Origin of the sequence: Mycolicibacterium chlorophenolicum (assembly GCF_001044235.1) — a bacterium.
GTDB lineage: Bacteria > Actinomycetota > Actinomycetes > Mycobacteriales > Mycobacteriaceae > Mycobacterium > Mycobacterium chlorophenolicum.
In genome coordinates this window covers 84,502-99,814 of sequence record NZ_JYNL01000068.1, presented here as the reverse complement: position 1 = coordinate 99,814, position 15,313 = coordinate 84,502, and the positions used below count along the sequence as shown (strand labels likewise).

Annotated in this window: 1 protein-coding gene and 1 pseudogene; both read right to left on the bottom strand. The window is 71.2% G+C overall.

Annotation, left to right across the window (positions count from 1 at the left end; all coding sequences use genetic code 11):
• Position 1: 1 nt before the first annotated feature.
• The coding region (locus MCHLDSM_RS39910; protein WP_234714231.1) for a non-ribosomal peptide synthetase at positions 2–12,106 on the bottom strand (12,105 nt) is incomplete at its 3' end.
• Positions 12,103–15,260: pseudogene (locus MCHLDSM_RS40700) on the bottom strand (condensation domain-containing protein); the annotation flags it as partial. The pseudogene MCHLDSM_RS40700 and the gene MCHLDSM_RS39910, both read right to left, overlap by 4 nt.
• Positions 15,261–15,313: the final 53 nt, after the last annotated feature.

Below are 15,313 nucleotides of genomic sequence, written 5' to 3'. Positions count from 1 at the left end.
NGAGGACGACAGCCTGGTCGACGTCGTCGAACGCGGTGAGTGCGCTCTGGATCTCGCCGAGTTCGATGCGGTGGCCGCGGATCTTGACCTGGTCGTCGGCGCGGCCGAGATAGAGCAGCGCGCCGTCGGCCCGCCACCGCACCAGGTCGCCGGTCCGGTACATGCGGGTGCCCGCCGCCCCGAACGGGCAGGCCACGAAGCGGGATGCGGTCATCGCGCTGCGGCCGGCGTAGCCGAGGCCGACCCCCCGGCCCGCGACGTACAGTTCGCCGACCACGCCGGGCGGCACGGGACGCAGCCACGGATCGAGGACGAACAGCGCGGCCGTGGCCACCGGTGCCCCGATGGGTGCCGGACCCGACCGCGCGGCCAGCGGGGGGCTCATCGAGGCGTACACCGTGACTTCGGTCGGACCGTAGGCGTTGATCAGCACTCGTCCTGGAGCCCACCTGTCGACCACCTCGGCGGAGCAGGCCTCCCCGCCGAGCAGCACCGCCACGCCGTCGAGTCCGTCGGCCGAGAGCGCGGTGACGGCCGACGGGGTCTGGGTCAGTACGGTCACCTGTTCGCGGACCAGTAGCTCCCCGAAGTCCGGCGGTGAGGCGGCCACCTCCTCGGGCACGATGACCAGTCGTCCGCCGCCGAGCAGCGCCGCCCAGATCTCCCAGACCGAGAAGTCGAATCCGTAGGAGTGGCACTGGGTCCAGACCTGGCGGGGTCCGAGCTCGGCAGGCGTGGAGTCGGCGAGGTGGGCCAGGTTGCGATGTGTGATCGCCACGCCCTTCGGCGCTCCCGTGGTGCCGGAGGTGTAGATCAGATAGGCGATGTCATCGGGAACCGCCCTCGAGACCGGGCTCGCCGGACCCGCTGCGCCGTCGTCGGCGTCGAGGACGGCGAGGTCCGCACCGTCCAGCCGGGACCGTAGCTCGGCGGTGGTCACGGCGGCGACCGGTGCACTGTCGGTGAGCATGAAGCGGAGGCGTTCATCGGGATGCGCGGGATCGAGGGGCAGATAGGCCGAGCCGGTCTTGAGGACCGCCAGCATGGCGACCACCGCCTGAACCGATCGCGGCAGCAGCAGCGCCACGGTCGTCCCCGGCCCGGCGCCGACGTCGATCAGCCTGTGCGCCAGCCGATTCGATTCCTCGTCGAGTTCGCGGTAGCTCAGCGTTCGGTCGGCGCTGCTGACGGCACCGCTGTCGGGGGTGCGCGCGACGTGTGCGGCGAACAGCTCCGGTACGGAGGCCGCCGCGGGGGCCGGTGCGGTGAGCAGCGCGTGGTTTCCGCGCTGCGCCAACTGGGTGAGGTCCCCTTCGTCGAGCAGATCGATGTCGGACAGGCGTTGATCCTGGTCGGCCAGGATCGCGGTCACCACCCGTTCGAGGCGCTCGACGAGCGTACCGACGGTCTCGGCGTCGAACACGTCGGTGCGGAACTCGACGGTACCGCAAATGCCTGTCGGCGAGCCGGATTCGCTGTATCGCTCGGTCAGCGAGAACGACAGGTCCATCCGCGCCGTGTGCGTCTGCACCGGAAGCTGGCTCACCTCGAGGTCGCCGAGACCCATCCCCGCGGAGGGCATGTTCTGCCAGGCCAGCATCACCTGCACCAGCGGATGGTGGGCCAGCGTCCGTGCGGGATTGAGCTTCTCGACGAGCGCTTCGAAGGGCAGATCCTGATGGTCGTAGGCGGCCAGGCTGCGCTGCCGGACCTGCGCCAGCACGTCGGCGATCGTCGGATCCCCGGTCAGGTCGACGCGCAGCACGAGGGTGTTGACGAAGAAGCCGACGAGTTCGTCGAGCGCCGGATCGGTGCGGCCGGCGATCGGGAAGCCGACGGCCACATCGGAACTGGAACTCAACGCCGACAACAGGACCGAGAGCGCAGTCTGCACCACCATGAAGCCGGTGGCGTTGCGCGTGCGGGCCGTCTCGCGGATCCGCTCCTGCAGTGCGGTCGACCATTCGAAGGTGATCTGGTCTCCGCGCTGGTCGGCCACCGCGGGGTACGGCCGGTCGGTGGGCAGGGCGATGCGGTCGGGCATCCCGGCCAGTGCGTCCCGCCAGTAGGCGAGCTGGGCGCCGATCGGACTCGCAGCGTCATCGAGGCTCCCGAGGTGATCGCGTTGCCACAGCGCGTAATCCACGTACTGCACGCGCAGAGCGGGCCAGTCCGGCGCGAGACCCTGGCAGCGGGCGGCGTAGGCGACCCCGAGATCGCGCGTCAGCGGTGCGACCGACCAGCCGTCGGCGGCGATGTGGTGCACGACCCCCACGAGGACGTGCTCCTGCGCGGCGACGCGGAACAGTGTCGCCCGCAGCGGGATGTCGCGTTCCAGCCGGAACGCGTGGCGTCCGGCGGCCTCGATCGCCGCGGTCAGGTCGGCGGGCGAGAATCCGGTGGCGTCGACGACCTCCCAGCCGAATTCGGCCTGCTCGACGGGCACGACGAGCTGACGGGGAACTCCCTCGGGGGCGACGACGAGGGTGCGCAGGCTCTCGTGGCGAGCGACGACGTCGGCGAGCGCCGCCGCCATCGCCTCGGTATCGAGGGCACCGCGCAACCGGAGCCCGACGGCCATGTTGTAGACCGGTGACGGGCCCTGCAGCTGATCGATGAACCACAACCGGTTCTGCGCGAACGACAACGGGATGACCGCGGGCCGTTCGACGGGGATCACGGGTGTGCGCGGACTCCCGTGAGCGGCCAGGCGACCCGCGAGCTGGGCGACGGTGGGCGCGTCGAAGATCGTGCGCACGGACAGGTTGACGGCGAGCGCGGTGCTGATGGCCGCAGCGAGGCGCATCGCCAGGATGCTGTCGCCGCCGAGGTCGAAGAACGAGTCGTCGATACCGATCCGGTCGAGGCCGAGCACCGTGGCATATGCGGCGGTCAGGATCTCCTCGGTGACCGTGCGCGGCGCGCGGTAGGGGGCGGTGCCCACGCGCTCGGGTGTCGGGAGCGCCCGCACGTCGAGCTTGCCGCCGACGGTGAGCGGCAGCGCGTCCAGGGCGACGATGTCGGCCGGCACCATGTACGACGGCAGGAGGTCCGCGAGCCGCCGCCGCACGTCGACGGGATCTGCTGTGCCGGTGAGGTATCCGACGAGCCGAGTGACGCCGGAGTGGTCGCGCGCGGCGATCACCGCCGCCCGCTCGACACCGTCCACGCCGGCCAGCACCGCCTGCACCTCGCCGAGTTCGATGCGGTAGCCGCGGATCTTGACCTGATCGTCGGCGCGGCCGAGATACTGCAGCTGCCCGTCGGAACGCCAGCGGACCAGGTCCCCGGTGCGGTACATCCGCATCCCGGGCCGGCCGAACGGGCACGGCACGAACCTCGACGCGGTCAGGCCCGGCCGCCGCAGGTATCCCACACCGAGGCCACGCCCGGCCACGTAGAGTTCGCCGACCGTGCCCGGCGGCACCGGGCGAAGTCCCGCGTCGAGCACGAACAGCGCCGCGGTGGCCACCGGACCGCCGATCGGCGCGGGCCCGGTGCCCGGCCGCAGCGGTGCGCTCATCGTCGCGTACACGGTGATCTCGGTGGGGCCGTAGATGTTGATCGCCACCCGCCCCGGCGCCCACCGGTCGACGACGTCGGCCGTGCACGCCTCCCCACCCAGCAGCACCGCCACCGAGGGCAACCGGTCGGGGTCCAGTGCGGTGACGGCCGAGGGTGTCTGGGTGAGGACGTTCACCTGCTGGCGCACCAGGAGGTCCTGGAAGTCGGCGGGGGAGACCACCACCTCGTCGGGCACGACCACCGCCGTGCCGCCCGCGAGCAGCGACGCCCAGATCTCCCAGACCGAGAAATCGAAGGCGTACGAGTGGCACTGCGTGCACACCTGGGGTGCCGGCAGGGCCGCCGGGGTGCTGTCCGCCAGGTGGGACACGTTGTCATGAGTGACGACAACACCTTTCGGGGTGCCGGTGGTGCCCGAGGTGTAGATCAGGTAGGCGAGATCACCGGCGGCGGGTAACGGCAGGCCGAACTCGGCGCGGGGGGCGGCCGCAGGGTCGTCGATGTCGACCCTTGCGCCGGTGAATTCCTCGAGGCGGTGGTGCAGCGACGTGTTCGTGATGGCTGCCGCCGGGGCGGCGTCGCCGAGCAGGAACGCGATCCGCTGCGCCGGCAGTCCGGGATCGATCGCCAGGTAGAACGCGCCGGCCTTGAGCGCGGCCAGCATCGCGACGATCGCCCGGCCCGAACGCGGCAACAGCAGGGCCACGCAGTCACCCGCCCGCACGCCGCGCTCGACCAGCAGACAGGCCAGCCCGTTGGACGCCTCCTCGACCTCCCGGTAGGTGAGGCGGTGCTCACCGGAACGGACCGCGAACGCGTCCGGCGCAGCCAGCGCCTGCGCGCTGAACCGCTCGGGGACCGAGCCGGCGACCGGCGTCGGCGCGACGAGGATCTCGCGGTTGCCCCACTCCTCGAGCAGGGCGCGCTCGCCGGCTGCCAGGACGTCGGTCGCCGACAGACGCTGCGCCGGGTCGGCCGCCATCGCTGTCAGCACCCGCTGCAGCCGGCCGACCAGCGCGTCGATGCTTCCCGCGTCGAACAACTCGGTGTCGTACTCGACGCGAAGAGACAGCCGATCGCCCGGCATCGCCTGCAGCGTCAGGGGATAGTGGTTCGTCTCGTGCGCGGTGACGTCGGAGATCACCAGGTCGCCGACGGCCGTCATGGCCGACGCGTCGAGGGGATAGTTCTCGAACACGAACAGCGTGTCGAAGAGTTGGTCCTGACCTGTGATGCGGTGGATGTCGGCGAGGGGGATGTGCTGATGGTCGAAGGTGCGGTGGTGGTTGTCGGACAACTGCGCCAGCAGCTCGGTCGTCGTCGTGGTCGGGGTGATCCGCGCCCGGATCGGCACGGTGTTGATCAGCAGGCCGACCGTGGCGTCCGCGCCGGGGAGTTCGGCGGGCCGCCCCGACACGGCCGTCCCGAACACCACGTCGTGGTGGCCGGTGAGCCACGTCATCGCCTGCGCCCACACCGCCTGCAGCACCGTGTTCACGGTGGTGTGGTGGCGGCGCGCCAGCTCGCCGACCGCGCGCGTCGTCTCGTCGCTCACGTGCGTCGACGTCGACCCGCGCGGTCCGGATCTGGTCCGGTCGGGCGGGGCCACCAGCGTCGGGCTGTCGACGCCGTCGAGCACGTCGCGCCAGGCGGCGACGGCGGTGTCGCGGTCGCGGCCGGTCAGCCATTCCACATACCGGCGGAACGATCCGGCGGGTGGCAACCGGTGCCCGGCGTAGGCGGCGAGGATGTCGCGCATCAGGATCGGTAGTGACCAGCCGTCGAGCACGATGTGGTGGTTGGTGAGCACCACGCGGTGCCGGTGGGTGGCGGTCCGGATCACGGCTGCCCGGAATGCCGGTCCGTGGGTCAGATCGCACACCGCGGCGCGCTCGTCGGCACACAGCTGCGCGATCTCATCCCTGTCGGCCAGTTCGCAGTACCGCCAACAGATGTCGGGATCGACGGGGATCACCTGGATCGGCGGGTCGGACTCGCCGAAGAAAAGCGCGGCCAGGGTGGGGTGGCGGCGCACCACGGTCTGCACGGCGGTGTGCAGCAACTCGGGATCCAGTGGACCGGTGATCGTCACGTCGAGCTGCATCGCGTACACGTCGCCGCGCTCACCGCTGTCGTGCGCCGCGGCGGTGTGGAAGAGCAGGCCCTGCTGCAGTGGGGTCAGCGGAAGAACGTCGGCGATGCGGTGGTGCCGGCCGAGTTCGTCGATGCGCTGCTGGCTGAGCACGGCGGGCAGCAGGTCCGACGGGGTGAGCCCGCCGCCCCCCTGTGCGACGTGAGAGCAGATCCCGGCGAGCGCGTCGAAGAACAGCTCGCCGAGTCGTCGGATCTGCGCGTCGGGGAGCACGGAGGTCGCCCACATCCAGGTGGCCTGCAGCTGCGGCCCGGCGCCTGTGTCGACGGCGGCGGCGGTGAGTTCGACGCTGTGGCTCAGCGGCATCGGTACCGCGGACCCGGCGTCGGTGGCCCACGAGCCGTCGGCGGCGGGCCGCCACAGCCCGTCGGGCAGATCGGCGCCAAGGCCGCTCATCTGTCCGAGATAGTTGAATCCGAGGCTGGGGTCGGGGCCGGTGAGCCCGCTGTCGGGCTGGAGGTAGCGCAGCAGTCCGTAGCTCACGCCGTCGGGCAGCGCCCGGAGTTGTTCCTTGACGTTCTTGACCACCGTCCCCAGCGCCGGATCGCCGGATCTGACCTGTGCCCAACGCAATCGGTCGACGTGCACCGCGACGGGATACTTCGTGGTGAACCACCCCACCGTGCGGGACAGATCGACGCCGGCGAACAACTCCTCGTGGCGGCCGTGGCCTTCGACATCGATGCCGACCGCGGGCCCGCTGTCGAAGCACTCGGCGCAGGCCAGTGCGAAAGCGATCAGCAGGATGTCGGTGATGCCGGCGTGGAAGGCGGCCGGCACCTCGCCGAGGAGTTGCCGGGTGAGCGAGGCGTCCCACACCGCGGTGTGGCGACCGGCGCCGGCGTAGGTGTCCACCGTCGGGTCGGGCGCGGGCAGGAGTGCGGGGACCTCCTCGACGCGCTTCCACGCCTCGGCGTCGGTGAGCACCGATCGCGCGTGCCCGGAAAGCAGAGACGCCCACCGCGCGAACGACGTGCCTGCGCCGGTGAGCGCGATCTGCTGTCCCTCGCGGTGCTGGGACCACGCGGTATTGAGGTCCTCCAGCAGGATTCGCCACGACACCGCGTCGACGGCCAGGTGGTGCACGATCAACGCCAGCCGGCCCGCGGTGTCGGCCCACACCGCGGCGAGCATCACTCCGGCGGCAGGGTTCAGGCGTGCCCTCGCCGCCGAGATCGCCTGCCCGTCGAGCACGTCGACCGTCATCAGGCAGTTGCCGGCGGACACCGAACCGGGATCGGGGACCCGCAGCGCGCCGTCGTCGACGTGGAGGCGGAGCATGGGGTGCCGATCGAGGAGCGCCTGCAGGAGCAGCACGACCGCGCTGCGACCGGCGCCCGCGGGAGCCTGCACGAGCACCGTCTGATTGAACTCGTCGGTCGGCCCGTCGACGTGACGCAACCATTCCATGATGGGGGTCGGCGTCACCGGGCCGACACCGTCGTCGGCTGATTCCGTTGCGGCGGAGGCGATGTCGACGACCCGGGCGAGCCGCGCCACCGTCTGTTCGACGAAGACGTCGCGGGCCCGGCAGAGCAGGCCCGCGGCCCGGGCCTGCGACACCACCTGCATCGACAGGATGCTGTCGCCGCCGAGGTCGAAGAAGGAGTCGTCGACGCCGACGCGGTCGCGGCCCAGCACCTGCGCGTAGATTCCCGCCAGGATCTCTTCGACGGCGTCGGTGGGCGCCCGGTACTGGTCGACGATCTCCTCGGGTGCGGGTAGCGCGCGGACGTCGAGCTTGCCGCCGACGGTCAGCGGCAGCTCGTCGACGCCGACGATCGCGGCGGGGACGAGGTACGGAGGGAGCGTCTCGGCGAGTGCCCGCCGAACGGCTGCGGGATCGGCTGTGCCGGTGATGTATCCGACGAGGCGGGGGTGGCCGGGGCGGTCGTGGCGCGCGATGACGGCCGCGGTGCCGACGCCGTCGAGAGCGGCCAGCGCGGTCTGGACCTCGCCGAGCTCGATGCGGTAGCCGCGGATCTTCACCTGTTCGTCGGCGCGGCCCAGGTACTGCAGTGCTCCGTCGGCGCGCCACCGGACGAGGTCGCCGGTGCGGTACATGCGCGCACCGGGTCGGCCGAACGGGCAGGCCACGAACCGGGACGCGGTCAACGCGGTGCGTCCCAAATAGCCGGCGGTGACGCCGGGTCCGGCCACATAGAGCTCACCGACGGTGCCCTCGGGGACGAGGCGCAGCCGGTCGTCGAGGACGAACAGCGCCGCCGTGGACACCGGACCCCCGATGGGGGCGGCGCCGGAGCCGGGGCGCAGCGGTGCGCTCATGGCCGCGTAGACGGTGATCTCGGTGGGGCCGTAGGCGTTGATCAGCGTGCGGCCACCCGCCCACCGGTCGACGACATCGGCCGGGCAGGCCTCACCGCCGAGCAGTACCGCCACAGGCGGCAGGGCTGCCGGGTCCAAAGCGGTGATCGCCGAGGGGGTCTGGGTGAGCACGGTGATCTGCTCGTCCCGGATCAGGGACTGGAAGTCGGCGGGGGAGACGACCACGTCGTCGGGGACGACGACCAGACCGCCGCCCCCGAGCAGGGCTGCCCAGATCTCCCAGACGGAGAAATCAAAGGCGTAGGAGTGGCACTGCGTCCACACCGGGCTGTGCGGCAGCGACGGCGGTGTGGACGCTGCGAGGTGGGCCAGGTTGGCGTGGCTGACGGCGACGGCCTTGGGTGTGCCGGTGGTGCCCGAGGTGTAGATCAGGTAGGCGAGGTCGTCTCCGTACTTCGGGGGAAGCGCTGCGCCCGAGACGATTGCGGTGTCGATGTCGTCGAGCACCACCGCCGGTCGGTCGGCCAGTCGGTCGCGCAACCCCTCGGTGGTGAGGACGGCGACCGGGTCGGCGTCGGTGAGCATGAACGCCACGCGGCCGTCGGGCAGCGCCGGATCGATGGCCAGATACGCCGCGCCGGCCTTCAGGATCGCCAGCATCGCGGTCACGGCGGCCGACGTGCGGGGCATCAGCAGGGCCACGACGGTTCCCGGGCCGGCACCGCGGCCGACGAGTGCGCGGGCGAGTCGATCCGATGTCTCGTCGAGTTCGCGGTACGTCAGTGACTGTCCGTCGAACCGCACCGCGACGGCGTCGGGTGTCCGGGCAGCCTGGGCGGCGAAGAGGTCGGGGATCGACCCCGACGTCTCGGTGTCCGCCCACAGCGCCGCCCGGTTACCCAGCCGGTCCAGCCGGTCGTGATCGGCGCTGTCGAGCACATCGATGACCGACACCCGCCCCTGCGGATCGGCGACCATCGCCGTGACCACCCGCTGCAATCGTGCCGCCATCGCCTCGACCGTCACCGCGTCGAACACGTCGGTGCGGAACTCGACGGTGCCGGTGATGCCCGCAGGTTCGCCGGCGTCGGTGAAGCGCTCCGACAGCGCGAACGAGAGATCGGTGCGCGCGGTGTGGGATGCCACCGGCACCTGGACGACGTCGAGGTCGCCCAGGCCGAACCGTTCGGGCAGTTCGTCGGTCTGCCAGGCCAGCAGGACCTGGACCAGCGGATGCCGGGTCAGCGACCGCGTGGGACTCAACCGCTCGACGAGGACCTCGAACGGGACGTCGGAGTGCTCGTAGGCCGCGAGGCTGCGCCGGCGCACCTGCGCCAGCAGGTCGGCGACCGTGGGATCGCCGGCCACCTCGACGCGCAGCACGAGCGTGTTGACGAAGAACCCGATCAGCTCCTCGAGCGCGGCATCGTTGCGGCCCGCGATCGGAAAGCCCACCGCCACATCCGAACTGCCGCTCAGTCGGGACAGCAGCACCGCCAACGCGGCGTGCACCACCATGAACCCGGTGGCGTGGTGGGCGCCCGCGGTGTCCCGGATCCGCCGGTGCAACTCCGCGGGCCAGTTCACGGTGATGGCCGCGCCCCGGTGATCGGCGACCAGCGGGTAGGGACGGTCCGTCGGGAGCGCGATCTGCTCGGGCACGCCGTCGAGCGCGTCGCGCCAGTAGTCCAGTTGCGCGCAGATCACACTGTCCGGGTCGTCGAGCTCGCCCAGCCGGGACCGTTGCCACAGCGTGTAATCCGCGTACTGGACCGGCAGTTCGGCCCACGACGGTGCCGCCCCGGTGGACCGGGCGGCATAGGCGGCCCCGAGGTCACGGATCAGCGGTGCGACCGACCAGCCGTCTGCGGCGATGTGGTGCACCACGCCGACGAGCACGTACCGGTCGTCGGAGACGCGGAACACCCTGGCCCGCAACGGGATCTCGGTGGCGAGATCGAAGGTCCCGGCGGCAACCTCCTCGATCGCGCGATGGAGTTCGGCCTCCGTCCAGCCGGCGGCGTCGACGACGTGCCAGTGGCGCGCCGCCGAGGTCGTCGCCGCCAGCACCTGCTGGCGTGGCACGCCGTCGGTGTCCGGGAACACCGTGCGGAGTGACTCGTGGCGGGCGATCACATCGTCGACGGCGGCGGCCAGCGCGCCGGTGTCGAGACGGCCCCGCAGTTCCAGCGCGACGGCCATGTTGTAGACCGGCGACGGGCCCTGCAACTGGTCGATGATCCACATCCGCCGCTGGGCGAAGGACAGCGGGACGACTGCCGGCCTGTCCATGGCCCGCAACGGCATCCGGTTGCCGGACGCACTCGTCAGGGTGGGGGCCAGCCGGGCCACGGTGGGGGTGTCGAACAGGGCACCCACGGGGAGGTCGGTGTCAAGCGCGTTGTTGATCGCGGCGACGAGACGCATCGCCAGGATGCTGTCGCCGCCCAGGTCGAAGAACGAGTCGTCCCTGCCCACCCGCGGCACCCCCAGGATGCGCGCGAACAATCCGGCCAGTGTCTCCTCCACCGCCGTGGCGGGGGCGCGGTAGGTGTCGTGGTCGCGGAAGTCGGGAGCGGGCAACGCGCCGGTGTCGAGCTTGCCGTTGACGGTCATCGGCAGCGTGTCCATCACCACCACCGCGGCGGGCACCATGTAGGGCGGGAGGCGATCGGCCAGCGCGGTGCGCAGCGCCGTCGGATCCACCGGTGTGGAGCCTGATTCGGTCACGTAGCCGACGAGTCGCTTGGTCCCCGGTTGATCTTCGCGGACGATGACCACCGCGTGCTCGACGCCGTCGAGGTCCGCCAGCGCCGCGCGCACCTCGCCCAGTTCGATGCGGTAGCCGCGGATCTTGACCTGATCGTCGGCACGGCCGAGATACTGCAGCTGACCGTCGGCGCCCCACCGGACGAGATCGCCGGTGCGGTACATCCGCCCGGCGGGATCGAAGGGGCAGGCCACGAACCGCGACGCCGTCAACGCCGGCCTGCGCACATAGCCGACGCCGACACCCCGGCCGGCGACGTAGAGTTCGCCGACCACGCCGGCCGGCACCGGGCGCATCCAGCGGTCCAGGACGAACAGCGCGGCACCGGGCACCGGTGCGCCGATGGGGACCACGGTCGCCGACGGTGTCAGGGGTGCGCTGATCGTGGCGTACACCGTGGTCTCGGTGGGGCCGTAGCCGTTGATCATCGTGCGCCCGGGAGCCCACTGCCGCAGCACTTCCGGTGGGCAGGCCTCGCCGGCGACCATCACCGCGACCGAGTCCAGGCCGTCGGAGGACAGCGCGGTCAACGCCGTCGGCGTCTGGCTCAGCACCGTGACCTGTTCGGCGACCAGTACCGCGTGGAACTGCTGCGGTGCGGCCGTCACGTCCGCAGGTACCACGACGAGTCGTCCGCCGTGCAACAGCGCGCCCCACATCTCCCACACCGAGTAGTCGAACGCGTACGAATGACACTGTGTCCACACCTGATCCGGGGACATCGGGATCCCGACGTCGATGCGGTCGAACAGCCGTGTCACATTCGCGTGCGTCACCGCAACACCTTTGGGTGTCCCGGTGGTTCCCGAGGTGTAGATGATGTGGGCGATGTCGTCGGGCGCGGGATACCCGGCCGGAGCCGGCGCGGGACCGCCGTCGAACGTGGCGTCGTCGACGCGCACGACCGGAAGCCCCGCGTCGGCGAACCGTCCGGCCAGATCGTCGGTGGTGACCGCGGCGACCGGCGTGCCATCGGCGACCATGAATTCGACCCGCGCCGTCGGGTGGGCGGGATCGATCGGCAGGTAGGCGGCACCGGCCTTGAGGATCGCGAGGATCGCGATGACGGCGTGCGCCGAGCGTTCCATCAGGACGGCCACGCACTGCCCGGGACCCGCACCGGACCCGATCAGGCGGTGCGCCAGCAGGTTCGACGCCTCGTCCAGCTCCCGGTAGGTCCACGACCGGGCACCGCCGGTGAGTGCCGGGGCGGCCGGGCGTCGCGCCACCTGCAGGGCGAACAATTCCGGGATCGAGACTGCGGCCGCGCTCTGGGTGAGGACGGACCGGTGACCCCACTCGTCGAGGTCGGCATGTTCGTCGTCGTCGAGGAGGTCGATCGACAGCAGTCGGCGGGTGGGGTCGGCCGTCACGACGAATGCCCCGGCACCGCGGTCATGGCGGTCAGCACCCGCTTGAACCGCTTGGTCAGCGCTTCGATGCTGTGGGGCTCGAACACGCCGGTGTCGAATTCGATGCGAAGACCGAGCCGTTCGCCGGGCTGGGCGATCATCGCCAGGGGGTAGTGGTTGAACTCGCGGGTGGCGATCTCGGTCACGGCCAGCTTGCCCCCGAACAGCGCTGCGGTGTCCATCGGATAGTTCTCGTAGACGAGGATGGTGTCGAACAGCCTGCGGTGTCCGGTGGCGCGGTGGATGTCGCTGAGCGCGAGATGCTGGTGGTCGAGGGTCCGGGTGTGTGCCTCCTGCAGCTGCTCGAGCAGGCTCGCGATCGTCGTGTCGGCGTCGATGCGGGCCCGCACCGGCACGGTGTTGATCAACAGGCCCACCATCGAATCCGCGCCGGGGACGTCGGTCGGGCGTCCGGAGACGGCGGTGCCGAACACCACGTCGTGCTGACCGGTCAGCCACATCAGCAGTTGCGCCCAGGCCGCCTGCAGCACCGTGTTCACGGTGGTGTGGCACGAACGTGCCAGATCGTTGAGCGCCGACGTGGTCTCGCCGGTGATCCGGATCGAGGTCGTTCCGCGCGGACCCAGCCCGAGCCGGTCGGGATGGCCGACCAGCGTGGGTGTCTCGACACCGTCGAGCACCTCGCGCCATGCCTGGCGCGCGGCCGCGTCATCGCGATCGGCGAGCCACGTGACGAAGCGCCGGAACGAACCGGCGGCGGGGAGACGGTGTCCGTAGTACGTGGCGAACAGGTCGCGCGCGAGGACGGGCAGCGACCAGCCGTCGACCACGATGTGGTGGTTGGTCAGCACGATCCGGTGCTGCTCGGCGGCGGTGCGGATCACGGCCACGCGGAACGAGGGGCCGTGGGCGAGGTCGCAGACGGCGGACCGCTCCGCCGCGCAGAGCTGCCGGATCTCCGACTCCAGGGCGACCGGATCTGCGATGTCACCGCACAGGTCGACGTACTGGTAGGGGACGGTGGGGTCGGCGGGCACGAGCTGCACCGGCCGATCGAACTGAGAGCAGAACCGCGCCGCCAGGTTCGGGTGCCGATCGAGCACGGTGTCCACCGCCTCGCGCAGCCTGCGAGGTTCGAGGGCGCCCTTCACGGTGAGTTCCAGCTGCATCGCGTACACGTCGTCGGCGTTGGCCGGGGCGCTGTTGGCGTGGAACAGCAGACCCTCCTGCATGGGGGTCAGCGGCAGGATGTCCTGGAGGCGGTGACGGTGTTCGAGGATGTCGATCTGCTGTTGGGTGAGGACCGCGGGGCTGATGTCGGAGGGGGTGAGACCGCCGCCGCCGCGGCGGACATGGGTGCAGATGCCGGTGAGTGCGTCGGTGAAGAGCCGGCTGAGGCGCTGGATGTCGTTGTCGCCGAGCGCCGATCGAGCCCAGGTCCACGTGGTGTCGAGCCGGGGTCCGGTGGAGGTGTCGACGGCGGCGGTGGTCAGTTCGAGGGTGTGGCCGAGAGGCATCGGGATCCGGGCTGCGGCGGCGGTGAACGGCATGCCGGTGGTGCTGGGGTGCCACTGGTCGTCGAGTTCGGCGGCGCCGGGCCGGCTGGTGCGGCCCAGATGGTTGAAGCCCAGGGTGGGTTCGGGTCCGCGCAGCGGCCGGGTGTCGGTGAGGTGGCGCAGGAGACCGTAGGTGAGCCCGTCGGGGAGGGCGCGCAGCTGTTCCTTGGCGCGCTTGATGATCGGGCCCAGGGCGGCGTCGCCGGTGCTGATCTGCTGCCAGGTCAGGCCGTCGGTGTCGAGGGCGACGGGGTGGGTGGTGGTGAACCATCCGACGGTGCGGGACAGATCGAGGTCGGGGGCGAGGGTGTCGTCGCGGCCGTGGCCTTCGACGTCGATGGCGATCGGTGCGCGGCGCCCGGTGAACTCGGTGCAGGCCAGCGCCAGCGCGATCAGCAGGATGTCGGTGATCCCGGCGTGGAACGCCGCGGGCACCTCGGTCAGCAGATTGCGGGTGGTGCGACTGTCCAGGGCCGTCGTGAGCCGGCCGGCCCGCGCGTAGGTATCGGTCGTGGGGTCGGGTGGCGGAAGAACCGGCGCAGTGTCCAGAACCCGTTGCCATGCAGCGGCGTTGGCGGTGACCGTCGGGGAGGCGGCGTGTTCGGCCAGCACCGACGCCCAGGTGCGGAACGAGGTGCCGGTGATGGGCAGGGTGGCGGGGTGTCCGGTGCGGTGGTGTGCCCAGGCGATGTTGAGGTCTTCGAGCAGCATCCGCCAGGACACCGCGTCGATCACCAGATGATGCACCACCAAAGCCAATTCGCCGGTGGGGGAGGCGAACACCGCGCGGACCATGGCGCCGGCCGCCGGGTCCAACTGCGCCCGTGCGGAGACGAGCGCGTGGTCGGTCAATTCCGCGACGGTGCACAGGCATTCGGCGGCGTCGAAGGTCTGCGGTTCGGGGACTGTCAGCGTCCCGTCGCCCTCGAGGCGGGCGCGCAGCATGCCGTGGCGGTCGATCAGCGCCTGCAGCAGGACCACGACGTCGTCGACGCTCACGCCGGGAGGCGCCTGGACCACCATGGTCTGGTTGAACTCCCGTGTCGGCCCCGGCACACCGTGGAGCCACCGCATGATCGGGGTGGCCGGCACCGCACCGGTGCCGTCGTCGATCGGCCCCGACGAACCGTCGACGCTCTCCATCACGCGGGCCAGGCGGGCCACGGTCTGTTCGACGAAGATGTCGCGGGGCCGGCAGCGCAGCCCGGCGGCATGGGCCTGGGCGACCACCTGCATGGAGAGGATGCTGTCGCCGCCGAGGTCGAAGAACGAATCGTCCATCCCGACCCGGTCGAGCCCCAGGACCCGGGCGTAGATGCGGGCCAACGTGTCCTCGACGGGATCGCCGGCAGACCGGTAGTGCTCGCCGGACGAATGGCCCGGCGCCGGAAGCGCATCGGTGTCGAGCTTGCCGTTGACGGTGCGGGGCAGGGCATCGAGGGCGACGACGGCGGCGGGCACCATGTAGGAGGGCAGTCGGTCGGCCAGCGCGGCGCGCACCGCGGCCGGGTCGGCGGTACCGGTGAGGTAGGCGACGAGGTGTGTGCCGGTGGGTCCGTCGTCGCGGGCGAGGACGACGGCCTGGTCGACGTCGTCGAACGCGGTGAGTGCGCTCTGGATCTCGCCGAGTTCGATGCGGTGGCCGCGGATC